We start from the raw sequence: 24,506 nt of genomic DNA, 5'->3' as shown, positions 1-24,506 counted from the left end.
AAATATTTAAATGCAATTTGAACATAATCGGTCTCATTTACCTCTATGCCTGTTTCTGAAAAACTGGCCGTGAATATAGAACCCTTCACGACTATTGTAGGTTCATAAATATTCGCTCAGTCGAGATGGTTAAAATGCTTGGATAGTTTTCAAAAGGTTAGGCTACTTCTTGTGAAAGTCAAAAATGCAAAGAAATAGTTTGTTTTGACTTGAACACTTCATTAAACAAGTAAACTTTTTAATTGAAGATAAGATATATATTTTTTATAGAAGTCTCTCCATATTAAATATTGTTCACTGTTTACTGAAAGAGTTTCATTAATATGCAGGTATGCTTCGACAGCATTATTAGTTCCCGGCATACTTACTAGTAGTTCTTTAAACTCCTCACTCATTAAGTGAATTGGATCAACCCCACCCCCAAAGTTTGTCCATCTCCAAAATTGATCGATAAAATAATAAATCTGATTCTCATTTGCATATTCTCTAAGGAAAGGAATCAATTTCTCGAAATTTAAAAACGGACTTTTTACCAAGAACAAACAAAGATCACTTAACAAAGTATCCAAGTCAGAAATTTTCCCCAAGTGTTCTAATTTTGCAGTAATAAATTCAATCAGCACCTCAAAGCAGGCCAGTACACTTTCAGGTGTTATGAAATTTTGGTTTTTATACTTGTTCCTGACTTTCATCCAATTTTCTTCATGAACAAATTCTAAAATTTGAGGATGAAGCAATTCCAGATATTCAGAATCAAAAAGTTTCGCCAAGGTTTGAGACATTAAATAAGATGCTCTTAATTTTGAGGATTCCGGACTAAAAATACTTGTACCGAAATCTAGAATTTTAACTGTACGTCCAGCACTCGCCCAATCACTTTTGACTATAATATTTTGCGCATGCAAATCACCGTGATAAACATTCTGATAATGAGAATAATCCATACCTCGTATAATTCTTTGAGCAACTTTCAACTTAGTTTTGGTATTATTTTCTTTGCTCAGCCAAGATGCAAGTACCTCTCCTTCCACATACTCCATGATGGCATAGAAAAATTTATTGTGTGAGTTTGCGTAGTGTATTTTTACAATTGATTCATGGTCTTGGATCGAAGCTAATTTCTGAATTTCCGCTTCGAATCGTTTAGCGTCAGGATAAGCTCTACCTTTTCTCGGTATCCATATTTTCAAAGCTACTGGACGTTTTAAGACAATGTCAAAACATTCAAATACAATTCCGTTAGCTCCCATTCCTTTCTCTTTAATGATTCTCAAATTATCAAATTTCAAATTTTCATCTTGTATAATGACTTCTTTTTCAGAAAAAGAGTAATTTATATTTTTCATAATGTTTACCTTCTCTCTATAAAATAACTTAAAGAATAGGACAAGACTTGCTGTCTCTATTCAAATTGATTAAATAACTCACAACTTAATAAAAAGGGATGTAAAAAAGAACACTCGATCCTCCAAAGATAAAAAGCTCATTATAAAAAAGATTATTTTTTGTCCCCTAATATTCACAATTAACATTGAGGGAAATAATATTGTTGTTTAGCTCTAGTCATCCTCTAGTCTCTTTGATTAATTTTATTTCGTATAACATTCCTGTATTCATGACCCATCTCGTGTCGGGTGTCCGGCGACTGCCGGCTCAAGGGTACATGCCCGCAGCGTGAATATTATATATTATGTTATGTGACGTACCATTCTTCTCGAATCAGTCTTATTTAATCCAGTTTCTCCATTCTCCTTCACTTATTTTTTGTTCTTTTATAAATGTCTTCAAAAGATTCTCTATTTCACAAATCAATTTTTCATATCCTATTGTATTTAATCGTTGAAACAAACTCAGTTCCATCATTCCTTGATTTGTGATATCTATGAGGGTTGAATGAAGATTTAGTTATTCTATTTTTGTTAACGTGTTCGGACTGAATAACCTCTCTTCCGCTTGATCCCAAGTTAGAAGATTTTCTCTTATAGCAGTTATACAACCCAAGATCAGTATGGAGTAAATGGTTTCAATCTCTTCTTTGTCAGTAATCTCTACACTGAAATTTAAAATGATTTCCCCTTTATGTTTCTAGTATGTTACATAACGTTCCTGTATTCACGACGTCCGACGAAATCGGATTTGTCCGGCTTCTGTCGGACCCAGGACGAATGTCCGCAGTGTGAATATTATGTTATCTGAAGTGAATATCTTCATCGAACTACCTTGTAAGTGGTTTACCTATAATACGATTTGGAAAATATTCGTCCTCAAATGGTTTACCAAAAATACTAATTGTCTCCTCATCAAGTTCTGTAAAAATGGTTTCTATATGATTTAAATAGTTTTCAAAAAAGCTCCATTTCATTATTTCAACTGTAAAATGTTTCGAGAAATTTCGTAATACTTCATGATATGGAACATACGTCCCGTCATATTTCAGTATTTCTTCAAAATGAGCGTTAGATTCATAATCTGTCTTCCACTGGGTATATTCAATATCCTGAACAATATTATTGTCACTTTCTGGCTCGTAATAAGATTCAAACATTAAACCATTGAACAAAGTAATGAAAAAATAAATGGTTCCTCTTTTATCGCATATTAATTGTGCTGGGAAGATTCGATGATGTACACTATTAATTGCTGACAATAATCCATCCTTGATAACCAGTCGTGCTTCATGCTGTTTCTTCTCTGAAAAAGCCGTGAAATTTGTGACGTGCCTATCATATTGATACAAAAGAAGATTATTCAGTTTTTCCGGCAAAGTACGATATATGTAGTTATCAATTTGAACTGGAGTAAATTTCAAATTTGATCCAAACTTCAAATACCTATTTTTTTCAGTAAAAAAGATCCAATGTTTGTCGCTTGATTGTTTACAAGATATTCTTAATTCTACTCTTCTACGATTGATAATTTTGTAACACAAAATATCTAATTCTCTTTGTTGATCAGGAGGAACGATGTACTCTACTGAACTGAAAACAACCCAATCATTTTCTCTTAATAAGTGCGCTACTCTTTGTTCAAAAGGGTAACCCGTAGATAAAATAAATTTTTCTATTTTTGTTGTCAAATCTTCTCTATCCATTTTTCAATTCTCCTTTTATATTAATTTCCGATAACGTTCCTGTATTCACGACGTCTCACCAACTTAAGACACCGTCAGGAGCCAATTGCGATGCGGTTAGTCGATGCAGATGTGTCCGCCTGATTCCACTTCCCTCCCAATCCCCTTAGGGCGGACAAAGGAGTCGTCAGGCTCCGATGCGTGGATATGATGTTAGATGATGCACCACGACTTCATAGAAATACTAAAAATCTATAAAACTATCATCAAAGAAATTAACACTGCCTCTTCCTTCATAAATAAATATATTTGGCTTACCTACTGGTTGTATATTGTCATTATTATTAAACAGTACCAAATTAAAACCACTATCTCTGCTTGAGGAATAAAGTATCCCACTGTAACCTGCTGATCTTGCACAATCAGCAATAAAACTAGTGATGAAGTATTGTGGTTTCCATTTATTATTTCTATCTTGAACACGTTCAAAAATACACCCTGAAGCAAGTAAGGCTGCCATTGTCAGATTAGATAATTGACCAAAATTATCCCAGTCATATCTTAAATCCAATACATTATCAATCGTTCCTATTAACTTGTATTCTTGTATCCAAATAATCGAAGGGACAGATGGATCCTCGAGTGCTTCCGTCATAGCTAAGTCCTTACTATCAGCAAGATATAATACACTTTGTCCTGAATGATGAAATCTTCCTCCAGAAGATTTCCCTACTGGGGGGGCATGCAAATCCTTACTATCAAACACTTTAGAGTGGTCTACACCACGTGCTCTATACCATGAAGTAACTCCAACATTTATCGAGTCTACTTTCTTTTCTCTTATTTCTTTAAAAATTTTTCTACCTAGAGGATGGGATCCTGCTAATGAGGGGAATTGTTCAAGATGTTCTCTGAAGCTTTGGATCTTATTATTATATTTACTGAGTGCCTTGTTGTAATGACTTTCAATCCGTATTCTATAGTTGTCCTCTGTACCAACAGTATCATAACGATCAAACGAACTATTTCCACAATTAGGGCATCCGAGATGTTCTGCAATATCATCTCTATATCTTTCTGGACAATCAATACTGTCAAAAATCTCTTCTACAGTTGTTTCTTCTCCCATTATCCAAACATAACTGCCACCATCATAAGGCTGACAAGTAACGCAGTATTTTAGTTCTCTTTGTGCTTTAGTACGATACTTTTCTGCTGTTTTATTTAAAGTTGGTAAATACTCATACATCTCTATCATTATCCTCTTTTCTTATAATCTACTCCGTAGTGTTTCATCTAACGTTTCTGTATTCATGAACCCACAGGGGTTGTCTGCTAAAATTGCTTCTCCGCATTCCTTCAAGCAGACCGAGACTCCATCGGAGCCGCAGCGTGAATATTATGTTTTATGTCAGCTTCTTCTTTGAATTACTTAGAAGGCTTTTTTGATCGCTTTGCCATGCTTTTGAACTCTTCGTACTTCTCTTCAACAGATTTGATTCTACTTTCTACTACATAGGGAGCATCATCTGAAAAATTGGGTAGTTTCTCATTTATGTAATCGTATAATAATCTTTTCTCCGCACTTGTTGGAATTATCGGAGCAACAGGTATAGGTAATGGCTTGTCTTCTACTTCTGCTCCTTCAAACAAATCAACCATCCCAAAAGAAAGGAAATTATGAATAGCTCTTTTTCTATCCTCTTCTGTCTGTTTATAATTCCCTTGAGAATCCAAATGGAATCTATCAAATTCCACCATAAGTAGTTTATGTGGCTTCCTATCTTTATTCCTGTAATATAAAATCACTTCAAGTACGTCCTCCCCTGCTAATCGAAGAACAGATTTATATTTATGATCTTTAGGCCGAGCAATCTTCACAACTTTGCCTTCACGCGATATAAATAAGTATCTACTTTGGATCATCTATCCCACTCTTTCTCTCTCTTATTTAAGCTGATTTCACATAACATTCCTGTATTCAAGACGTCCGACGAAGTCGGATGTGTCTGCTGAAACGCTTCCACAAAATTCATCCAGCAGACCAAGGCTCCAAAGGAGCCGCAGCGTGAATATTATGTTATAGGATGTATCCGACTTCTTCGATAAAGCTAATCTATTCAAATTGCAACTTCAATTAACTGACAACATAGAGTACTTACTTCTTAACAACTGAAAGTTTTAATATTTCCAGATCACTTCTTAATGCTCTTTCAACAAATTCAGGTCTCGTATCCCCATCAAATGTTGTAATCACACGTTTTACAAAATATTCTGCTAAATCATACTCTTTGTACTTTTCATCATGTAATATTTTATTTCCACTACATACACTTACAGTTCTCTTACTTCTATCATATTTATCAGGTGCTATTTTCATCACTTTAGGGTTCGGCGTTATTTTTTTCATTTTTTCAATTTGTTCTTTCAATCCTTTTGATTCTAATTTACTGTTCGATTCTTTCATCAATTTTGCTTGAATAAGAATTGCTTTCTTTATTCTCTTTGCTGGATTATCTTTATCCACTATTTCAGCTACGATAGATAAGTCGGCTCCATACTTAGACTCTGCAGAGTTCTTTCCCCTGTCATCTATATTGGCTCCAGAGAACTCTATTTTGTACTGATTATCATTTATCACAGTTCCCCGTAAATTACTTAGTAATGTCGTGGTGTAATGCGATTCTTGGTTATTTTGTTCAGGTACTGTCTTTAAAATTGCATTATTCACATAATTCTTAAGTCTTTCTCTTATGTATTCGGGGAAACTAAATGCATGTTTCATACGTTTTCCTCCATAAGCTTAGTTTGATTATAAATCAGAAATTTTCAGGTGCGGATATTTCCGATAACGTTCCTGTATTTACGACTCGACGCATGTCGAGTGTCCGGCGTATGCCGGACCCAGGGCGTATGCCCGCAGCGTGAATATTATGTTAGACGCTGGGCGTTTGATGGTTTGGATCATTCGATCTTTATTCTCATAAGGAAATTCTACTTAAAACTTCACGTCTCTGCTTTTATTTTATACCTTAATTTAAAATCCCTAATGCTCTTGTACCTTGATCAAATGTTCTTCTCTTTTGATGCTTTATCAGAAATAGTGCTGATGATAATAAACGTTAAACACGAGTGGTGTTAAAAAGTAGGCTCGTCACTTAAACTAGAATTTCTTACATCTAAACTGATTCCGTAACTATGAATTAATTTCTCAACCTTTTCTTTAAATATATGATCAGAATTTGGATACAAATATACACACTCTATTAGAGTTTCAACATCAGTACTGACAAAGCCACCTTTTGTTATAGATGCATCATTAATTTTATTCTGACTTAGTAAATACATTGCTCTAATTTCCTGTTCATATCTAAACTCTTTTCGTTTTCTTAAAAAATTCGCCCATAAACCTTCATTGTAAGGAACAATCTCTTTATTATAATCAATATACTGAACCTTTCCCATATAAACCATTCGATTAGGATCATCCATAACAGCTTCACCATATCTTTTATATGTTGATTGGATTGCAATTCCTTCATTTCCATTAATATAATTTTCCCACATAGCCATATTCTCATAATCGTTCATATGCCAGCAATTAATATGAACGTTTTCTCGATATATTTCATTTAGTTCTCTGTGCTTTCCGTGGAAATTTTCTAGAATACCCATGTCATCCATAACAACCACTACATCCTTATTGTTTTTCGAATACGAACCTTCATAATTATCTTTAAAACATTTCGAATTACAAAAGTATAATGCTCGTTGTTTTAGTAATGATTCAAATTTACCCAAGTCAATATATCTCCAAATTTTAATATCCTTATCATCTGGAACTACCATGTATTGATTTTCATCAAACATTTACAATACTTCCTTTCACTTTATATTCTCTAACATTTTTTGTTTACTAACTAACACGTTGTTATGCCTGATTATCAATGTATCGATTTTCATACAATTTTTATCCTTTAAGGCATTTGCCTTGCGTCTAACTACCTAATTTATGTACTTCGTAAATACCACACTTCCTGCCTGATATCTGAACTACGTATATGATAACCTATACGGTGATTTTTGCGAAGAAAAATTTGGTGAAAAAGGGAGAATTATTGGGATGCTTAATCCCCATATCCATATGATCCAATTGGCTTTGAATACGATGAATATTTTTCATACTAACATGCGTATATCGCTGAGTTGTTCGTGCACTCGTATGACCGAGTAGCTCCTTGATATACCATAGATCTTTCCCGTTTTCCAGCGAAGGAGTGGCGAAGCGCATGAATACTCACCTTTTTTTTGCAATCCCTGCACGTTGTCCAGCTTATTCGAAAACCTTCTACACCCTAATCGTTTTGCGAATTTATCCTCGTACCTTTAGCACCTGCTGCTACGATTCTTTGATCGATTTTTTTTACTTACTAGCATTTCATTGAAAAATCAACTTACAAATAACGGAAAATACTGTTAGAATAAAACGGGTAATGAAGTTGTTTTAATGCAACGGTACTGTTATTAGTACAAACATAAGGATGGGATTTATTTGAATAACAAGAAGTTAATATTTAGCGTCTTTACACTTTGTATTCTAATCATATTGGGTTTTCTCAGGTGGGATAATCTTGAATCCAGCGCAGACTTGCATTATAAGTATGATCGATGGGCAGGTCAGAAATGGGTAGAGTTCTATCCGCCGCTAGCTGCTTCTTCCAACAGCATGGAGTTTCCACTTATATATATAGATGAAATCCATCCGAATGATATAAATAAATATTTAGGAAAACAAGCTCTCTCTGGAGAGTTAGTGAACAAGTGGATTGAACGTACAAAGTTAACAGATGGATATGTAGGTCTATTATTATTGAATATTCTAATGGTCATTTACAGTTTCTTCAAAAGCCAAAGAACATATAACCACAAAGACAGCAATCCCAGATGAGGAACTGCTGTCTTTCACTCCAATACATCTCCATAAGTGCCCTTCTAAAAGTACAAATCCCATCCCACAATAAAAGTAGCAAATAGAAACGCCGACACTCCGGTCATGATATATACAACCTTTTGCTTTTTGCTGTAACTTATCTTCCACAGTTTGTAGATCAGCAAGACAAAATATGCTAAAGCTAGAATCACATAAATCAGGTTAAAGATGAGATGAATTCGTAATGAAGAATAGGAGGCGTTTAAACTCAATGCTCGCATGGCTAGTACTGTAGTATTCAGTAGGAATGCCAGACCTGCAATATTAATGGCAACATGATATTTATCAAACCCTCTCCCTGGTCTTTCCCATTTTTTCAATCTGTAAAAACATAATCGGATAAAATAGCCAATCACAGCTCTTAAATTGAATACGATGGCTATTGCAAGAGCTATTAAAGAGGCAATGATCCAGATCATCGTTGAGCTTGATACACGTACATAATCATTGTAAGTAAAGGAGACCTTCTCAACGACACCATCTTTCTCTACAACATTGGTGAAGTTACTAAGATCAAATGTGGAATACTTTTTCAGCAAGAGAATCGAATAGAGCTTCGTAAATCCAGAACCGGAACGTCGTGTAGTGAGATAATATCCATCATTTCCAGAGGTTACAGAGCTAGTGCTGTAATTATCCCCAAACAATTTCTGGACAAGACCGAAACAATATACCTCTTCTTCGAACTGGTTGGTCATCACCACTAACCCAAAATTAGATTTAGGATCAAAGATCAATTTATTCGAAAACCCCAATGTATTCCCACCGTGTTCCAGTGCAGGTGTCCAGTAATCTACCTCAATGAATCCATGTGCGATTCGAGGGATAGAAGTTCCATCATAATACAGACTGGTTGACAGCATTTCGTTTAAGGTTTCTTTGTTCTTGAATAATAAATTACCACGATTGATTGGCATTAGGGCTGCTAGGAATTTTGCTGCATCTTCTGCGGTGCCCATGGCACCTCCTGCAGGATATATGTTCATGTATACTTTGGTTTTGGGGATGAGTTCGGCATTAGCAGTATAGCCTTGAATCTGATCCCTTCTCAGCACGAGGTCTGGACGATCTTGATGTGACGGATGAATCGTAGTTTCTTTCATATCCAGTGGTTTAAATATATGTTCATTCACGTATTCGTAAAAAGGTTGTCCGCTCTGCACTTCTACGATGTAGGCAGCCATAGCAACACCATAGTTTGAATAAGCAAATACACTCCTCGGTTCATAGATCTGTCTTGGCTCAAATTTTTGCAATGTTTCTCCAAGATCCATAACTTGATTCTCGGATAGATACCATAACTCAAGCATCCTATCCTCCCAACCCGCTTGATGATTCATAAGATCTAATAGCGTAATGGGGGCATCATACTCCAGCTTCTTTAGAAACCCTTTCGGTAGATATTCCTGAATATTAGTATGTAGATCAAGCTTTCCCTGCTCGACAAGCTGCATTACACTCGTCCAGACCAACAGTTTAGTGACGGAACCCCATTCAAAAACAGTAGAGCTGTCCGCCTTTCTCTGTTGCTCAATATCTGCATAGCCATAGGCCTTACTATAAATCGTTTCCCCGTTCTTGATAGCCACAATTGAAACGGCAGCGGTGTTTTTCTCATGCGTAGCCACATAAGAATCGATCGTCTCCTCTAGCGAGGACAACGGGATTCTGGAAGGCGTAGTCTCCACATTCTCTATCTCCGCGTAGACAGGTACCCCGCATGCCATAATGAAAAACACGAATAACAGAACACAGGCGACCACTTGGTTAGCATAGCGATGCCTTCGATCTATTTGCATTAGCTAATCTCCTTTAACATTAAAATTAACTGTGATCTCATTACGTTATAAAGGTATCAGGGCAGCGCAACCTTATAGTCCTGCATTTGCTCCCACCTTTACGAATGCGTTTTCAAGAAAATCTAACCAAACCAGAAAATCATTCTTACATCTTCCGCACTCCCTAATTTCAATAACTTTGGAATGGTTACATTAATAAATTCAGAGCATGTATTTTTAATATTTCTGTACTCCATAAATTGATCACAAAAATAACTTTGATCCCAATTGAACTGAATGATCTCCTCCAGTAAAAGCCAACTGTGGTCATAAAAATCTTCTTTATCCTCAAGTACAATTTCCCTTAAGTCTGGCGAGGTATCTATCGGAATTCCTCGTGGCGAAGATATGAAAGGCAGATTTTGATCATTCCTGGTGTTTGATAAAACACTAAACAAATCATAATTACGCCCCCCACTATAAAATTCATGAGGATCACTTGGTTTCAATTTAGAGATCTTTTTTTCTGGAAACAAGTAATAATCAGGATTAATCATCCACTTATCCATACTGATCCAGCGAGCAGTACTATTCAATTCTTCCTCACTCTTTGTTATTTCTCTTACAGCACCATTAATCCATTCATATTCTCTCCTGTAATGCCTTACCTCTACAAAGAAACAAATGTCTGTACCCATGTAACCTCCTGATTTGTTTGTTGTGCAATCTATTCTACAATGTTCTCTTCAGGCCTTTGGGATATCTGAGAGCCTAGCTTCTTATGCAATGATTTTACCTATCCATTTTGGCGTGACCGCTGAATTACTTCTTAGAATAATCATACACGTTATATCCATCGTACTTCACATAGAATCCCTCACTTATTAATTTCTGTTCTTCCGTTTCAATTCCGAATGAGAACGATGCTTCTGGACCAATACCTGTCTGTCCTACGGAGAGCTGATTCATGTTTTTATCATATAACCGTACTTCCTCTGGTGAATAAGTAAACGTTCCACCCGCATTAAACAGACCATTATATATGAACTCCCCAGATGGATCATCCATATTAAACGTGGTCCTAAAACTAAAATAAATATCATCATCTCTGTTCTGCACATCTAATATCAAATTGCTGCTATGAGTCTCTAATACTTTGATATCTCTTTTAAGAGGTTCACCTGCACTGAATGGAATCCATTCAGATTTCACAAAAATTTGAATCGGCATTTCTGGAGTTCTCAGCGTCAGTGCATATCCATCTTGATTTAAAACCTTGTTTGTTATACCCTCATTCGTATAGTTTAACGTGTAGTATTTATAGATGAATAAGAAGATTAAGATAAAACTGACGGATAACAAGACCACTATATTTCTCTTCCTCATATTCACTCTCCCCCTCATTTTCCTAATACAAATCGATCTGTTCCTCCACAGAAAGCAACTGAATTCAAGAATCTTTGGACTATCCACACATCCTAGTCAGTATCTTAGTTACATCTATGATGACGATGTCACCTTCGAGGATCTTTCATTAGTATTCACCGTTATATTCAACGAAACTGGTTTGTTTAAACCGTGTAATATGATAAGGAGTATACATATTCTTAGTAGCTGGACTGATTTTTTCAATTAAACTAATTGCTGCATCTATATGCCCATCTGATGAAAAAACGTCCTCATCTAGGAATCCACTTAAGAGTGCTGCATCATCTTTATTTTTCAAGCAAAGATATCCATACCCAGGATCAACTATTACTAGATTTATTATGTCAGCTTCTGCTTGTTCTTTAGATCGATCAAAAAACCTGATTATAATGTCATTATCTTTGAGATAGATCTCAGTATCACAAGAAAAATTCTTATAATTAAACTTCATGCTGTTTGCTCTCCCACTTTTACACGTATGTTTTCATTCTAATTGTAACTCTTTCTTGTAACCTGTTATGTTCACGAGTCTGTAATCCTTAAGTGACCAACGAGGATGATTCGGCAGACTGAGATTTGCAGGGTTGTCCGTTAACCCCACTGATATAGATCTAAGATAAATACTTCATCACCTAGCGAAAAATAAATCTGTTCCCAATCAAACTCATCTTTCCATTCAATCTCTGTTACCAGTCTATAAGCTTTAACATTTGACCCTTCAAAGAATTCTTCCAACAGTTTAATCAGTTTATTACTCACGTTATTTGACTCTTTATCTAGTTCTGCAGGCGTTTCTCCATCAGTGTCCGGATATTCAACACTTAAGCCAAAATTCTGTAAGTGAAATAAAGAGAAAAACCATCTTGCGGTAATATTAAATATCTCATCCTTCCAATCATCTAATTCGCTTAGTCCTACATATTTAATATCTTTGTGATTTTTTAAATTACTATCAGTATTATGAAGTTCTATTGCTCGTTCTATTGGCGAATCAATTTTTATAAACTGATATTCGTGCCCATAACATCCTCCGAAGTGAGTAATTAAATTACTTACCCCTTCTAAATATCCATTAATTTTGTTGAATAGTTCATGATTCATACAGTCACATCCAATATCTTAGTAAATTGATTTTGTCTGTTCCACAATTAAATTCCTCATTTAATCCATAAATTCTTTATATCTTCTACTATAGCTTTTGAAATATGTTTGGATGAATCCTGAGGATACAACCATACTGTTACGATAAGAGTTAAACATATCGTTAATCCTAGAATAACTCGCCCAACAACTCTAAATCTGGTGTATCTAAGCAAATAATAAACTAAACTGGATAAGATCAGAATAATCATACCATTTACCAAAAAGGTCATGGGCAAGCTTATAATCTTGCCTAACCCCGTGTTAGGATATTTTAATAAAAGTAAAATCTCTAATACTACAAATGGAACTGACAGTAGAACAATATAAAAAAATGACTTTTAAATTTTCTCTCCACCACTGAACTCACCTACTCCAACTCTTTTAATACAATTGCACATAACCTTTGGTGTTTACGAGCCCGAGAACCCTAACTGGCCAGTAATTATTCTTTCTTCCATTGATGTGATTCGTGTAGTTTACCAGTTTCATAAAAATACTTTAGCACTTCAAGCATGGGTATTAATTCTATACAAATGTTATCGCAATAATTTCCTAACTGACCACCAATAACTAGAGAAATTTCACTATTTCCCTGCTTATCGTTCATAAGCGTATATATATGTTCATCCATTGTAATAGACACTACAAAATATTCCGGTCCGCCTCCAACTAATGCTGAACCTGTGTCAGATACCTCAAAAAAAACTAATGTAAATTTATCTCCATCGAGCTTTCTCAAAAAACGTAAACTGTCTGCCCATGTAGGGTTCATAACTATCTCTTCATTAAATGTGGTCCCATTCTGTTCATCAATGCTAATAGAGTTTATCATTATTTTCTTTTTATCCTTTTTAGATCATTTTATTTGTTTAGATCCTCCAACTTAAATGCTTCACTATAGATTTTACGCAGCTCAGTTGAGTTGTCATGCCACTGAATGAGCTTACCATTGATGATCTGCACCAACACATCCAGACACCTATGCTATCCTGCGGCGGTATTCACTGCCCATGAATCTCACACCCTCGTTCATTCATCACATATATCCATCTTCAGGTTCACCAACATCAAAACCCAACACTTTTGTCGCTTCCAACTTAAATGTTTCTATCCAAGACATCCACACATCGCTATTCATCTGTGCATAAAATGATAATCCACTAGCCTCAACGGATGCTTCAATGAAAACATCATCCTCTTCAGTTCCAAACCAATATGGAATTCCACTTTTATAACCAATCCACCCTGGCATCCGCTCATATACTTTAGAAACTTTAGCCCACACCTCATCAGACAGGTCATATCTTATATTTAGATTGCAATTATGAGAGTTTAAGTTGTTCATTTACATTCTCTCCTTCTACCTTAGACGTATATCAAAATTCATCCTCTATTTTTATGTAAAGTACTACAACTCTTCCACCACTTGCTCAAAGTTGTATCTCTTGGTCCTTATAGACTTTTTTCGTTATCATTTTTGTATATTTTAATCTCGTGATTTCAATCAGGTCATTTGGCTACATCATATTCAGAATAGGACTACATTTGATTAAAACTTTGCTATTACCTCGTCCCAATCCTTTGACTATAATGATATTTTTATTCTTCTTCACATCTACAATTTGTCCGATCGTTATGAATTGCTCTTGTTTCTTGAGATCAAGGTATGTTAAAAGGCCGAAAATACAAAGTATAATGCAGACAAACATATATCCTACAGTTGTCCATGCAGGAGGATGATATACTAAGTATCTGGTGGTTAGTTGAATCCCAATTATAAAAATAAAATAAATAAAAAGATGAGTAGTAATTGCTTTTTTAATTTCCCTATAACTTTTTCGTTCATAGTTTCTCCTTATTAGATTATGTGGTAGGTATTGATCAAACGTTCCTTGTATTCAAGATCCTAGCGACTGCTAGTATTCAGGACGAACGCACGGAACGTAATAATGCGATAGACTATGTTTAATCCGAGCGATCTTACCAAATATCTTCTCCCTTTAAGATTTCTTTCGTAGTCTGGTCTACAGCTAACCAAGTAGAAATATCCTCTTCTATTTTTCTCTTCCAAGCTATTAAAAAATGTACTTGGCATATCTGGTGGGAATTAATCTCTGTCATAGATACTTCAATGCCTTGATCAGAATGTAAGACAAAACTACACTTCTCAAAAGCAGAGTTCAAAGCAAGAGATTTAGGAGTCCTATCACCTTGTTTTCTTTTTCCCATTATCAGTGGTTCTTCTTGGGTTCCTATATGTAAACGGTACTGTTCATTCTCATATTCGACAGCTTCAAGATTTTCTCCCGTGTCAGATCCGTAATCTTCCCAGCTGTATCCCTCTTTCCACAAAGCAGAAAAGCTACAAGTGCTTATCTGATGATATGCATTGGGTTTGATTCTAAATACGGCTCCCCAGCATTCGTCTACTTCCTGAGGTGAAGAAAGATTGTGGTTCAGATTACAGAGCACTAACTCGCAATCAAACGAGTCGTAGTAATATTGGTAGAGCAATCCGCCATGTTTGAGCTGAGAACAGTGAGTAGGAAGATAACATTCGCTGGAGATAACAAGAGAGAGTTCAATTGTTCCAAGAGGCGTATATAATGAAGGTTTTACAAGATCAGTTCCTTGAATTAAGGCTTCTTTTCCACGAAAAAGCTTCATTATGTCCCTCCTTATAGTCTTTCACTTAACGGTTAGCATACTCCAAGTTTTTTAATACTTTTCATCAGTTCCCCAAAAGAGTTTTATAGAGAGTTTTTTAAAATGTTCGTGTCTCTACAAACCCTCACTACCTTAAAGCGTGCAGCGACTTGCCGCAATGCGGTCAGGTCGTGCAGGGTTACCTGTGACTGTTTCCTTCGAAGAGCCGTCCTCTAAGCTTTTTATCACATTATCTAATTAAAGATTGATTCTTTTATACCCATTTGAGTTCCATGATTTAGTTTAACCGTGTATTCAACTTCTTGATTATCTTTGTACGCTTTGAATTGATAGTTGAAGTACATGCTTATTACCAATCCAACCATTAGTATGATTATTGCTATATTTTTTTTCATTGAATCCCCTCCTACTAGTGCCTGAACTACGTATATGATAACCCATATTGTTACAATTGCGAAAGGTAATTGGCGAATAAGGGAGATTTATTAGTTTTCTCAAACCCTTATCCAATCGATCCAATGGGCTCTGAATACGCTGAATATATGCAGGGTTGTACAGGACGCGAGTATGCAGTCGAACCTTTCGTTATAGTAATAAAACAAAAAGGCCCTTCTTCATCCCATAGGGAATCCGACGACCTTCCGATGCTTTGGAACATTTATGATGTTGTAAAAGTAGCGATGAGCATAGCAAGTTCAATAGCAAACCTCTACTCCATGTAACTTCACCAAAGCATACACTACTGATCAATTTGTCCTGATGGATAACAGTAGACGATTGAACCAGCTGGTATTTTGTTTGGGGAGATCCCTTTTCCCAAACATAAACCGATATTCTTCTTGCCAGCAATAGAATGGTTAATTTGAGTAGAAACAACTTCAAATACTTGCTCTTTCCCATCCGTTTTTTTGATGATAATCTGGTCACCGATCATCTCTTGGATTGTTGAAGGAAGTAGTTCATCCAACTCTTCATTGGCCCCCATAACGATGGTTCCGAATTCCGGTGTATCGAAGACTAAGCCAACGCCAAACAGCATTTTAGCTTCCATTCTGTGACCACCTTATCTCTGATCTATGAATAGCTCGCCTTTGACATCTCTTACCCTGAGATTGGCATTACGAAGTCTAACCATGGCATCTATCAATAATGCTTAAGTTCCCCATTTAGCCTCTGCCCTTCTAAACATACAAATTCCATCCCACAATAAAAGCAACCAAGATGAACGCCGAGATGCCAGTCATGATGTACATCACCTTTTGCTTTTTGCTATAACTGTTCTTACGCAGTTTGTACATAAGCAAGCCAAGATACGCCACTGCTAGAACAACATATAGTAGGTTAAACATTATATTGATGCGCAACGAAGAATACTCAGGATAATTTGGAAACCTCAACTTCGTCTGTAGGATGAAAAGATTAAGAAGGAGTACCACACCAGCAAAGTTAATTGCAAGATGATATTTATTAAAATTGGTGGTAGGATTTCCTCGTTTATATAGCTTGTTAATAAGCATCCGGATTAAATAGCCGATCAAAGCAATTAAACTGAAAATGATGGCTAGCGCAACAGGAATAAGAGATATCTTAAGTAAGTTCACCTTTACATTCGATACAGGCAAATAATCAATGTAAGGAGTAAAGGAAATTTTCTCAACAACACCATTATGCTCGACAACGTTATAAGAACTACTTAATTCAGCTTTTGTGAATTTCTTTATATCAAGGGCAGTAAATAAATTAGTAAATTTAGAGGCTGCGCGTCGTGCGGATTGAAAATATCCTCCCCCATCGGAAGTAATAATATTAGAATTGACGTTATCGCCAAAAATTTCTTTGATAAGTCCATAATAATAAATTTCCTCAAAAGACTGGTTTGTCATGACGACCATCCCAAATTTAGATGCGGGATCAAAGACAAGTTTGCTGGAGAATCCTTTCAAATTCCCCTCGTGCATCAGTGTAGGCACCCAGTATTCCATCTCAACGAACCCATGCGCAAATCGCGGAGTAGAAGTACCTTCATAATATAGACTTGTTGACAACATTTCGTTTAACGTATCCCTGTTCTTAAATAATACATTGCTATCATCCACAGGCATCAACGCTGCAAGGAATTTTCCTAAATCTTCTGCTGGCCCAATCGCTGCCCCAGCAGGATAAAATGTTAAGTATACTCTGTTCTCAGGGATCAATTTCAAATTTTTTGTATACCCTTCAACCTCATTCCTTCTTTGTACTAGGTATGGATGATCTTGCCCCGTTGGATGAATTGAAGTGTCATTCATATGAAGCGGTTTAAATATATGTTGATCGACATATTCATAAAAAGGTTGGCCACTTATCTCTTCCACGATGTAACCGGCTAGACCAACGCCATAGTTTGAATAACCCACGATGCTATTCGGTTTATAGATCTGTTTCGGCTCATTTTTACGCAGCGTTTCTCCTAATTCTAACGTTTCATCCTCGGAGTAATAAAACACCTCGGCCGCTGTTTGATCTTCCCAACCCGCATTATGATGCATCAGGTTCATTAGGGTAATCGGATCATCGTACCTCAGCTTTTTGAAAAATCCCTCTGGCAGATATTCTCTGATATCCGTCTCCAAATCAAGCTTTCCTTGTTCGACAAGCTGCATCACACTCGTATAGACCAACAGTTTAGAGATCGAAGCCCATTCAAAAACAGTAGAGGTATCCGCCTTTCGCTGATTCTCAATATCTGCGTAACCATATGCCTTATTCACAATGGTTTCACCGTCTTTGATAGCCACAACCGAAACGGCAGCGGTATACTTCTCATAGGAGGCAACATAAGCATCAATCGTTTCCTCTAACTTGGATAACGGAATCCTGGATGGTGTAGTCTCAACCTGTTTCTCCTCAGCGTGGGCAGGTACTGCTATTGCCATAATGATAAATATGAATGACAGAACACAAGCGATTACTTTGTTAGCCGTGTGATGTCCACGATTCATCTGCATTAGCTTCTCTCCTTTTATATTAAATATTAATTGATTCTCTTGTTTTCACGTATGCGTTTTCAAAAGAGTCCATATGACTCCAAATTTTTTTCAAATGCAATTACAATCCATCTAGGAGAGAGGCCGAAGAATCTCACCTTTCCAATTAACAATGTTTATTTCTTTATCTTTCAAGAGACACCAATCAATGATTTCACCTATCCATTTTGGCGTGATGATCTCATCGCTCCATTGCGGTGTTAATACTCTTCTGTATCCTATATATTCTGTTGTCCAGCCTTCAAATTCTTCTCCGATGATGACTATAAATGGGGGCTTGTTCTTAATACTGTGTTGTCCCACTTCATAAGTGACGATTAACTTCTTATCCTCAGAAACGATATGTAACTTGATTATTCCTTCATCGTCAATATCCGGTTCAACATACCAATAAAATAATCGATTAGAGCGAATGATTTTACGTTTATATTTTTTTCTTACGCCCATAACCCACCTCATATATTTCTTTTTCTTTGATCGCAGTATTTGGTCAGTTATCCAAGACACAGCTAGAATAGCTTTGAGATCTGATATCAAAAGCCACACTAAGATTAAGGAGTAGTACTCTTTTAAAAATCAATTACTCTATCAAAGATTTCGATCTCTCGTTTTTTTATGTCCGGTAATGTCTCGCTATGCTTTACAATATGATGTATATTATCTGCTACAGTCTCTGCTTTATGAATCCCTACATATCCTGGTACCAGTTCATTAAGATAATGGAAGTATCTCATTTGAGGTTCAATCATGCGCAGATGTTTATCAAAATTTCTTCTGGATCTTGTCTGATCCATCTCCTTTCGCTTGCGCAGCTCATCTTCTTCAGCCCAGAACAGTACATAAGCATCCGGTAATGATATTTCATTCTTCAATAACTTCTCTCTAAAGAAGTTTGCTGTTTCATCTAAAGATAGGTGCTCATAACCATATATCCAGCTGTACCAAATCTTAAATACATCGCCATCCAAAATCACATACTCATGTTGTTGATTCTTCTCATATGCTATATGCCATCTATCGATTTGTCTCTCCAGCAACCACATCATAAGTTCCTTACCGTCAAGTTGAGGAGATTCAAAAAGAAGCCCTGTTTCTGGAACAATAAATGCATCATATTGTGTAGCGAACTGCTGACAAGTGGTACTTTTACCTACAGAACTGGCACCTTCGAGACAAATTATCGTCATTCAATTACCTCCAAATATTACTCACAAAATGATTAATCAACCTTCACTGGCTCTTAAGCGATCATGTTGAATTTCATTAGACTATGTACTGTAGATTTCTTTGATCTTCAGCCAAGTTTCATACCAGAATGTTTTTCTTTTAAGAGGTTTTATTACCTTAATCTCGACTTCTTTTCGTTTCAAATAAACCGTGCCACCCTCTTCAATGAGTCTATCGCCAAATGAAAATACAATATTCTTGCAGTCTTTGTGATACTGGTTCTCTCTTGTTTCTGACCACTCCGCTTTTTCAATAGAATGTCGTTTTCTCATTATTTAAGATCCTCCTTTAAGAAAAACACCACTATTTTCAGCAAAAAGGATACCTGTCACACATCATAAACACTTTGTTATCCGATATTGATGAGCCTTAAGGTTCGTTTATTCCTATGACTTGTTCAAATGCTATATTAAATTCTTTAACATTAATGTTTAACTTGATTATTCCTTCTTTATCAAGCCCTTTTGTATCTAATTTAAAAGTACCTGTCAGTGCTTCCGAAGTATTACCATCAACTTTCTTATTTATGTCCAATCTAATGTCTCTATCGATTAATCGCTCCTGAATCTCATTACTTATAATTGGTTCAACTGTTTTTAGCGTTATTGATTTATTGGTCCTATTCCATAGATTGAAATGATATGTTACAACTGTAATACCTTCATCTCCTTCGCTCCCTCCCAGTCCAATTGATATCGAGTTTATGTTCAACCCATTCTCAACAGTTTCATCCGTCTTTACACTGTTTGAACTACAACCAGTTAGGGCTAGTAATATTAAAAGAAATAACAAAATTATTGAACGCTTTTGATTCTTCAATTCGGAAACTCCTTTAATTTTTTCTCTTCATCTTGAAGATCCCTATTTGCAAGTTCAAGTGCAATCGCTAGTCTAATCTGTGAATATTCACTAAGTCCTTTTAAATAGACATTGTCTAGCTGTTTGCTTTCAAATATAGGTTCGTTTTGATTTATTAATTTCTGGAATGTACCAGCATCACGACGCCCCCCTTTAGATAGCCTTATCTTAGGGAATGGATGTAACTGCTTATCCATTTCACAGAAATATTACGGGCAGATCAAGGGGCACAAGCCCCTCCGCGGGAATATGATATTATACGAAACCAATTCTAATTTAATTTCAACTTGTATATTCTGAAATTTTGTCAAGTGGCCCTCTTGCTATCGCATAAGACTACAGAGGTCTCAATTTGTCTTTCTGGAACATTCCAATAGGTATTTAATAGCTTTTTCTTCTCATCAGGTGATACCATTTTAAAACCATTCTTTAAGTAAAATTTCTTAGCCCATTCAGCTGAGTCCCATGTCCCTATTAAGATCGGTTTATTTGTTAAAGCCACCATATGAGATAAAAGCTTCGTACCTATTCCGCTATTCCGTTGGTTTGTTCGTACATATGCGTGTCTAATTAAACATACATCACCCTTATCTTGAATTCCCATAACTCCTAATAATAGATTTTTTTCTTCAAACCCCCAAAATACTACACCATCGTTCATTTCGCACTTTAGCTCTTCCAATGTCATATAAGGTTCATGATACCTATCGTCAGGAATTACTCCTTTGTATGCCTTTGCTGCATCATTAATAATCTGATACATTACATCCATATCCATGCTTTTACACAATCTAATCACGAAATTGGCCTCCTTATGGTTTGATGTCGTTTTGTAGATGCTAACCCACCACCGGCTTAAAAGCACCCGAAAGGGTGCGGCTGCATGAGCACAGTTAGTTGGTGCGGGGTTACCCGCCTATATCCATAGTCTCTCACGAACTCATTATAGATTGTATTTCATTTTCATTCTTTCATATAACTTATAATCCGTATTTCGATTTACAATCTCTCCAATTAACTGTTTCCATTTGTTTTCAATCCACTTAGGACTTTGTTCTTTCAGAATATCCTCGTTAAATTGACTATCGATATACTCCAAATCTTGTTTAAGCACTCCAATATCCTTAATCAGTTGTTTTCTCGATTCTTTTTCTAGCGATATCTTATTCGATAAAATTTGGTCTATGATTTCTACTCTTATATACGTATACATATCTCTAAACACATTATAGATTAAATAAGTTGATGATAATTGATCTTCCCTGAAGTCGGATTTCAAGAACACGAATGATTCTTCGCCAACTTTCAAAGACACCGCCACATTTCCTAAGGCATGTATGACTGTTTCCTTGGAAGAGCCGTCCTCTAAGCTTTTTATCACATTATCTAAATTAAAGATTGATTCTTTTATACCCATTTGAGTTCCATGATTTAGTTTAACCGTGTATTCAACTTCTTGATTATCTTTGTACGCTTTGAATTGATAGTTGAAGTACATGCTTATTACCAATCCAACCATTAGTATGATTATTGCTATATTTTTTTTCATTGAATTACCTCCTCCTAGTGCCTGAACTACGTATATGATAACCCATATTGTTACAATTGCGAAGGTGAATTGGCTAATAAGGGAGATTTATTAGTTTTCTCAAATCCTTATCTATACGATCCAATGGGCTTTGAATACGCTGAATATATGCAGGGTTTTACAGGACGCGAGTATGCAGTCGAACCTTTCGTTATAGTAATAAAACAAAAAGGTCCTTCTTCATCCCATAGGGAATCCGACGACCTTCCGATACTTTGGAGCCTATCAACTTTAAAAAAGGTAGAGCGTATCGCTTCGACACATCATCTGAATGTCATAACTTCGTGGATTGATATTCAGGCTTTCTACATTACAACCCTGTGCCGATCTTTGTTGCTGCAGAATCTGCATACCACTGTTCGAATATCTCAGCTCAGCAAGCTGTGCTCCCTCCGGTCTCTGAAGTCCTCACGGTCAGCTTCCTCCATTCTGTGAATGTATCGTCGCATTGCTTCTTTATGCGCCTCCAATTCATCCATTCGGCTGGATGTCCCGTTCAGGAAAGATTGCATTTTGAATCCTAGCGTTGTGGCAGCATTTCCTGCCCAATCTTGCTCCAGTCTACTATGTATTGAACGCATCTTCTGCTCCTGCTGCACTAAGCGCTCCTGCAACTGCTCACATTGCTGAACGGCTCTTCTCAGATCGGATAAAGATACCGATATTCTTCCCATGTCAATTACCTCCCGTTAAGAACTGGTCTGCTTGAACGAAATCTTCGTGCTTGCGTTCAATGTACTCAGCAATCTCGCTGATGGATTCCTGATACCAACGGTTAATTCGTTCCAGTGTCGCCGTAGCTTCGTACGCGATTGACGTGAAGGAATGGCTTTCACTTGTGGAAGTATAAGCCTTGAACATTCGGATGGAAGCTTGTGCATCATTGGAAAACCCGCTCAGACTAAAGCGCATTTCCTTGGCTGCCTGTGCCAATTCCTCCGGCGTTAGTCGGATTGTCCCACCACCTTGACCTGACTTTCCATTGGATACAGCCGCAATCAAGGGAGCCACAAACCCGCCAACGAGTTTTGACAAAGCCATCCGTGATTCCTGATAAGCATTCCAGCGTGGTGAGATGTCAATTTGTTTCCCCGTGGCGCGATCGATAAGTGGACCAACCAAGTTTCCCTGTTCATCAAACTGATACTGGTTCATCGAGTGATATCCTTTGCCTTCTTTTTTGGAAAACGAGTCCATCAATCGAACAATATTACCGACCTGAAACTTGTCCAGATCGATATCAATTGGGAAATTGTATGTGACTAACGGGCCGCTGGGCCCCATCGGACGAATCGGTACCATGAGCTGGAATTGCAGCCTCCAGTTTTGGTACATCGCATTGGCCGAGTCAAAATCCTGGCCTTTGTAGTACGTGCTGCCAACATGTCTGTCATATTCAAAAAGTCCTCCTGCACCTACTGAATCGTTTGGCTGAACGATGTTTACCACTTTTTTATCATAATAACCTTCGTTCACTTTCGCCAAGCTTGCATCGTCCAGCAGATTGGTTACACTCGGAGCACTGTATGTCATGGCCGACAAATCCTGTCGTGCTGCCACATATTGTGCTAAACCACCTCCAAGCGAATGTCCCGTAAGAGAGATACTTGCGTCAGGATATTTTGCTTTGACTTGTTCATAAAGTACTTCCGCCTGATGAAATTGATTGTTCTCCCAATTGATATCGTCCTTAATGGATTGAATAAAACTTTTCTTGAAAATGTTATGATGATTAGGTCAGTTACGGCATCCTCCAGTTCTCTGGTGCGTCCACCTAAAACATCGAACACGTCTGTTTCGTAATCGGCTGCTCTCCCAAGCCAGCTCCCACCTGGCTCTGTTCCGCGGTAACCGATGACAATCTGATTCGTCTGATTGTTGTGGAGGATGACGGAATCGAAACCCGACACTTTATTGTGGAGCTCGGCACCTTCAGGTTCAATGACCTTCCATTGTGCATAATCTCCCTCTTCTGTAAGCGGTGCTCCGGCAGTCACGTTGTCCTGGTAGGCAAGATCAGATATTTCCTTATACAACTCATCGCTAATGTAATCGTTCCGCATAAATACCTCCTGAATTGAACATTTCGATATGATTATGTAAACTAGTGATATTTCAATCTTTATAGTATATTAATACCAGTCTATGAAAGTAGAGGTGTCCCTTTTGAGAAAACCTTTCTTCCTATTCGTACTCTTAATCATCTCATCTCTCTTACTCGGAGCATGTGCCTCCGAAGAGGAAAAGATGATTGTATCCTCCGCCGAGAAGTTCGCTGCAAATTATGTTCTTGAAAAATACGGTGTAGCCGTTCGTTTTACGGAGTATAAATTCTCTCCTCCCGATCTAGCCAAGTCGTTAGGCCTCCATGGCTACATTGAAGGCGATAAGAAAAAGAAGGTATTTGTTTTCGTGAACTACGATCCTTTAAGTATTAAGACACTATCGCTTCCTGAAGGTATATCCAAAAAATCAAATTCCAAATAGAGAGTTGAAGTTATTTTTAAAACGATCAATCTATATAAACAATTTGAAACTATAGGGAATATATGGATTGTATCTTTCGTCAATTACTTCTGTCAACGTTCTCCGTAACAATAAAATGAAGAAACAACTGCGACCTACATAATAGAATGATTGTGTTCTTAAGTTAAGATACACCTCTGTTTAAAGAAGTTATCCACTAATTCGATGAATTCTGAATATACAGAAATAGAGGGAGTCACATCAG

The 24,506-nt window shown here is 36.7% G+C and carries 29 protein-coding genes; 2 read left to right on the top strand and 27 right to left on the bottom strand.

Features of this window, described 5'->3' with window-relative positions; all coding sequences use genetic code 11:
* Positions 1–221: 221 nt before the first annotated feature.
* From MKY01_RS08045 to MKY01_RS08015, 7 genes are all read right to left on the bottom strand, one after another.
* Positions 222–1,346 (bottom strand): protein kinase, encoded by a 1,125-nt coding sequence (locus MKY01_RS08045; RefSeq protein WP_339286165.1) that lies wholly within the window; start codon positions 1,344–1,346, stop codon positions 222–224.
* An 869-nt stretch (positions 1,347–2,215) separates the two neighbouring features.
* Complete coding sequence (locus MKY01_RS08040; RefSeq protein ID WP_339286163.1) at positions 2,216–3,091, bottom strand: hypothetical protein; 876 nt, start codon at positions 3,089–3,091, stop codon at positions 2,216–2,218.
* A gap of 223 nt (positions 3,092–3,314) precedes the next feature.
* Entirely contained in the window at positions 3,315–4,319 is a 1,005-nt protein-coding gene (locus MKY01_RS08035; protein WP_339286161.1) for an RES family NAD+ phosphorylase, read from the bottom strand.
* Positions 4,320–4,498: 179 nt separating this feature from the next.
* Entirely contained in the window at positions 4,499–4,996 is a 498-nt protein-coding gene (locus MKY01_RS08030; protein WP_339286159.1) for a hypothetical protein, read from the bottom strand.
* Positions 4,997–5,228: 232 nt separating this feature from the next.
* A complete protein-coding gene (locus tag MKY01_RS08025; RefSeq protein WP_339286158.1) occupies positions 5,229–5,855 on the bottom strand; it encodes a hypothetical protein in 627 nt (208 codons plus the stop codon).
* 353 nt (positions 5,856–6,208) lie between these two features.
* Positions 6,209–6,940 carry a hypothetical protein gene (locus MKY01_RS08020; protein WP_339286156.1) on the bottom strand — a complete coding sequence of 244 codons (732 nt, stop codon included), beginning with the start codon at positions 6,938–6,940 and terminating at the stop codon, positions 6,209–6,211.
* A gap of 199 nt (positions 6,941–7,139) precedes the next feature.
* A complete protein-coding gene (locus tag MKY01_RS08015; protein ID WP_339286154.1) occupies positions 7,140–7,361 on the bottom strand; it encodes a tyrosine-type recombinase/integrase in 222 nt (73 codons plus the stop codon).
* 261 nt (positions 7,362–7,622) lie between these two features.
* Between MKY01_RS08015 and MKY01_RS08010 the strand changes: the two genes are divergently transcribed.
* A complete protein-coding gene (locus MKY01_RS08010; protein WP_339286152.1) occupies positions 7,623–8,018 on the top strand; it encodes a hypothetical protein in 396 nt (131 codons plus the stop codon).
* Between the two features lie 44 nt (positions 8,019–8,062).
* Here the strand turns inward: MKY01_RS08010 and MKY01_RS08005 are convergent, their stop codons facing one another.
* The 20 genes from MKY01_RS08005 to MKY01_RS07910 form a co-directional block, all read right to left on the bottom strand.
* On the bottom strand, positions 8,063–9,688 hold the full coding sequence (locus MKY01_RS08005) for a serine hydrolase domain-containing protein (RefSeq protein WP_339286151.1): 1,626 nt from the start codon (positions 9,686–9,688) through the stop codon (positions 8,063–8,065).
* Positions 9,689–9,981: 293 nt separating this feature from the next.
* Positions 9,982–10,536 (bottom strand): hypothetical protein, encoded by a 555-nt coding sequence (locus tag MKY01_RS08000; protein ID WP_339286150.1) that lies wholly within the window; start codon positions 10,534–10,536, stop codon positions 9,982–9,984.
* Between the two features lie 124 nt (positions 10,537–10,660).
* Positions 10,661–11,224 (bottom strand): hypothetical protein, encoded by a 564-nt coding sequence (locus tag MKY01_RS07995; RefSeq protein ID WP_127544041.1) that lies wholly within the window; start codon positions 11,222–11,224, stop codon positions 10,661–10,663.
* A 148-nt stretch (positions 11,225–11,372) separates the two neighbouring features.
* Positions 11,373–11,717, bottom strand: a complete 345-nt coding sequence (locus tag MKY01_RS07990; protein ID WP_339286147.1) for a hypothetical protein — start codon at positions 11,715–11,717, stop codon at positions 11,373–11,375.
* Positions 11,718–11,857: 140 nt separating this feature from the next.
* The gene (locus MKY01_RS07985; RefSeq protein ID WP_339286145.1) at positions 11,858–12,367 is read right to left on the bottom strand and encodes a hypothetical protein; all 510 of its coding nucleotides are present in this window, start codon (positions 12,365–12,367) and stop codon (positions 11,858–11,860) included.
* 484 nt (positions 12,368–12,851) lie between these two features.
* Positions 12,852–13,241 (bottom strand): hypothetical protein, encoded by a 390-nt coding sequence (locus MKY01_RS07980; protein ID WP_339286142.1) that lies wholly within the window; start codon positions 13,239–13,241, stop codon positions 12,852–12,854.
* A 204-nt stretch (positions 13,242–13,445) separates the two neighbouring features.
* Positions 13,446–13,754, bottom strand: coding sequence for a hypothetical protein (locus tag MKY01_RS07975; RefSeq protein WP_339286140.1), 309 nt, complete (start codon positions 13,752–13,754; stop codon positions 13,446–13,448).
* A 635-nt stretch (positions 13,755–14,389) separates the two neighbouring features.
* Positions 14,390–15,076 (bottom strand): hypothetical protein, encoded by a 687-nt coding sequence (locus MKY01_RS07970; protein WP_339286139.1) that lies wholly within the window; start codon positions 15,074–15,076, stop codon positions 14,390–14,392.
* 739 nt (positions 15,077–15,815) lie between these two features.
* Entirely contained in the window at positions 15,816–16,127 is a 312-nt protein-coding gene (locus MKY01_RS07965) for a hypothetical protein (RefSeq protein ID WP_255319670.1), read from the bottom strand.
* Positions 16,128–16,257: 130 nt separating this feature from the next.
* Positions 16,258–18,063, bottom strand: coding sequence for a serine hydrolase domain-containing protein (locus tag MKY01_RS07960; protein ID WP_339286136.1), 1,806 nt, complete (start codon positions 18,061–18,063; stop codon positions 16,258–16,260).
* 111 nt (positions 18,064–18,174) lie between these two features.
* Complete coding sequence (locus MKY01_RS07955; protein ID WP_282318932.1) at positions 18,175–18,549, bottom strand: hypothetical protein; 375 nt, start codon at positions 18,547–18,549, stop codon at positions 18,175–18,177.
* Positions 18,550–18,671: 122 nt separating this feature from the next.
* Positions 18,672–19,289 (bottom strand): AAA family ATPase, encoded by a 618-nt coding sequence (locus MKY01_RS07950; RefSeq protein WP_339286133.1) that lies wholly within the window; start codon positions 19,287–19,289, stop codon positions 18,672–18,674.
* Positions 19,290–19,370: 81 nt separating this feature from the next.
* Positions 19,371–19,601: a hypothetical protein gene (locus MKY01_RS07945; RefSeq protein WP_036669362.1), complete on the bottom strand. Its 231-nt coding sequence runs from the start codon at positions 19,599–19,601 to the stop codon at positions 19,371–19,373.
* A gap of 97 nt (positions 19,602–19,698) precedes the next feature.
* Positions 19,699–20,148: a hypothetical protein gene (locus MKY01_RS07940; protein ID WP_339286131.1), complete on the bottom strand. Its 450-nt coding sequence runs from the start codon at positions 20,146–20,148 to the stop codon at positions 19,699–19,701.
* Positions 20,145–20,384, bottom strand: a complete 240-nt coding sequence (locus MKY01_RS07935) for a hypothetical protein (protein WP_339286130.1) — start codon at positions 20,382–20,384, stop codon at positions 20,145–20,147. The genes MKY01_RS07940 and MKY01_RS07935 overlap by 4 nt, the downstream gene beginning before the upstream one ends.
* A 110-nt stretch (positions 20,385–20,494) precedes the next feature.
* Complete coding sequence (locus MKY01_RS07930) at positions 20,495–20,986, bottom strand: GNAT family N-acetyltransferase (protein WP_339286129.1); 492 nt, start codon at positions 20,984–20,986, stop codon at positions 20,495–20,497.
* A 144-nt stretch (positions 20,987–21,130) separates the two neighbouring features.
* Complete coding sequence (locus MKY01_RS07925; protein ID WP_339286127.1) at positions 21,131–21,736, bottom strand: oxidoreductase; 606 nt, start codon at positions 21,734–21,736, stop codon at positions 21,131–21,133.
* 407 nt (positions 21,737–22,143) lie between these two features.
* Positions 22,144–22,449, bottom strand: a complete 306-nt coding sequence (locus MKY01_RS07920) for a WXG100 family type VII secretion target (protein WP_339286125.1) — start codon at positions 22,447–22,449, stop codon at positions 22,144–22,146.
* Between the two features lies 1 nt (position 22,450).
* Positions 22,451–23,380 carry a hypothetical protein gene (locus MKY01_RS07915; protein ID WP_339287125.1) on the bottom strand — a complete coding sequence of 310 codons (930 nt, stop codon included), beginning with the start codon at positions 23,378–23,380 and terminating at the stop codon, positions 22,451–22,453.
* A complete protein-coding gene (locus MKY01_RS07910) occupies positions 23,344–23,838 on the bottom strand; it encodes a hypothetical protein (RefSeq protein ID WP_339286123.1) in 495 nt (164 codons plus the stop codon). The genes MKY01_RS07915 and MKY01_RS07910 overlap by 37 nt, the downstream gene beginning before the upstream one ends.
* 103 nt (positions 23,839–23,941) lie before the next feature.
* Here MKY01_RS07910 and MKY01_RS07905 point away from each other — a divergent pair, with 103 nt between their 5' ends.
* Positions 23,942–24,262: a hypothetical protein gene (locus MKY01_RS07905; RefSeq protein ID WP_127544067.1), complete on the top strand. Its 321-nt coding sequence runs from the start codon at positions 23,942–23,944 to the stop codon at positions 24,260–24,262.
* The last annotated feature ends 244 nt before the right edge of the window (positions 24,263–24,506 follow it).

Origin of the sequence: Paenibacillus sp. FSL R5-0486 (assembly GCF_037975155.1) — a bacterium.
In the GTDB taxonomy this organism is placed as follows: domain Bacteria; phylum Bacillota; class Bacilli; order Paenibacillales; family Paenibacillaceae; genus Paenibacillus; species Paenibacillus amylolyticus.
This window is presented reverse-complemented; position numbering and strand designations above follow the sequence as displayed.

What these genes read in the sequence shown, in the direction of transcription:
- MKY01_RS08045 (WP_339286165.1), bottom strand. Translation starts at nt 1,346, where the DNA reads ATGAAAAATATAAATTACTCTTTTTCTGAAAAAGAAGTCATTATACAA.
- MKY01_RS08040 (WP_339286163.1), bottom strand. Translation starts at nt 3,091, where the DNA reads ATGGATAGAGAAGATTTGACAACAAAAATAGAAAAATTTATTTTATCT.
- MKY01_RS08035 (WP_339286161.1), bottom strand. Translation starts at nt 4,319, where the DNA reads ATGTATGAGTATTTACCAACTTTAAATAAAACAGCAGAAAAGTATCGT.
- MKY01_RS08030 (WP_339286159.1), bottom strand. Translation starts at nt 4,996, where the DNA reads ATGATCCAAAGTAGATACTTATTTATATCGCGTGAAGGCAAAGTTGTG.
- MKY01_RS08025 (WP_339286158.1), bottom strand. Translation starts at nt 5,855, where the DNA reads ATGAAACATGCATTTAGTTTCCCCGAATACATAAGAGAAAGACTTAAG.
- MKY01_RS08020 (WP_339286156.1), bottom strand. Translation starts at nt 6,940, where the DNA reads ATGTTTGATGAAAATCAATACATGGTAGTTCCAGATGATAAGGATATT.
- MKY01_RS08015 (WP_339286154.1), bottom strand. Translation starts at nt 7,361, where the DNA reads ATGCGCTTCGCCACTCCTTCGCTGGAAAACGGGAAAGATCTATGGTAT.
- MKY01_RS08000 (WP_339286150.1), bottom strand. Translation starts at nt 10,536, where the DNA reads ATGGGTACAGACATTTGTTTCTTTGTAGAGGTAAGGCATTACAGGAGA.
- MKY01_RS07995 (WP_127544041.1), bottom strand. Translation starts at nt 11,224, where the DNA reads ATGAGGAAGAGAAATATAGTGGTCTTGTTATCCGTCAGTTTTATCTTA.
- MKY01_RS07990 (WP_339286147.1), bottom strand. Translation starts at nt 11,717, where the DNA reads ATGAAGTTTAATTATAAGAATTTTTCTTGTGATACTGAGATCTATCTC.
- MKY01_RS07985 (WP_339286145.1), bottom strand. Translation starts at nt 12,367, where the DNA reads ATGAATCATGAACTATTCAACAAAATTAATGGATATTTAGAAGGGGTA.
- MKY01_RS07980 (WP_339286142.1), bottom strand. Translation starts at nt 13,241, where the DNA reads ATGATAAACTCTATTAGCATTGATGAACAGAATGGGACCACATTTAAT.
- MKY01_RS07975 (WP_339286140.1), bottom strand. Translation starts at nt 13,754, where the DNA reads ATGAACAACTTAAACTCTCATAATTGCAATCTAAATATAAGATATGAC.
- MKY01_RS07970 (WP_339286139.1), bottom strand. Translation starts at nt 15,076, where the DNA reads ATGAAGCTTTTTCGTGGAAAAGAAGCCTTAATTCAAGGAACTGATCTT.
- MKY01_RS07965 (WP_255319670.1), bottom strand. Translation starts at nt 16,127, where the DNA reads ATGGAAGCTAAAATGCTGTTTGGCGTTGGCTTAGTCTTCGATACACCG.
- MKY01_RS07960 (WP_339286136.1), bottom strand. Translation starts at nt 18,063, where the DNA reads ATGCAGATGAATCGTGGACATCACACGGCTAACAAAGTAATCGCTTGT.
- MKY01_RS07955 (WP_282318932.1), bottom strand. Translation starts at nt 18,549, where the DNA reads ATGGGCGTAAGAAAAAAATATAAACGTAAAATCATTCGCTCTAATCGA.
- MKY01_RS07950 (WP_339286133.1), bottom strand. Translation starts at nt 19,289, where the DNA reads ATGACGATAATTTGTCTCGAAGGTGCCAGTTCTGTAGGTAAAAGTACC.
- MKY01_RS07945 (WP_036669362.1), bottom strand. Translation starts at nt 19,601, where the DNA reads ATGAGAAAACGACATTCTATTGAAAAAGCGGAGTGGTCAGAAACAAGA.
- MKY01_RS07935 (WP_339286130.1), bottom strand. Translation starts at nt 20,384, where the DNA reads ATGGATAAGCAGTTACATCCATTCCCTAAGATAAGGCTATCTAAAGGG.
- MKY01_RS07925 (WP_339286127.1), bottom strand. Translation starts at nt 21,736, where the DNA reads ATGAAAAAAAATATAGCAATAATCATACTAATGGTTGGATTGGTAATA.
- MKY01_RS07920 (WP_339286125.1), bottom strand. Translation starts at nt 22,449, where the DNA reads ATGGGAAGAATATCGGTATCTTTATCCGATCTGAGAAGAGCCGTTCAG.
- MKY01_RS07910 (WP_339286123.1), bottom strand. Translation starts at nt 23,838, where the DNA reads ATGCGGAACGATTACATTAGCGATGAGTTGTATAAGGAAATATCTGAT.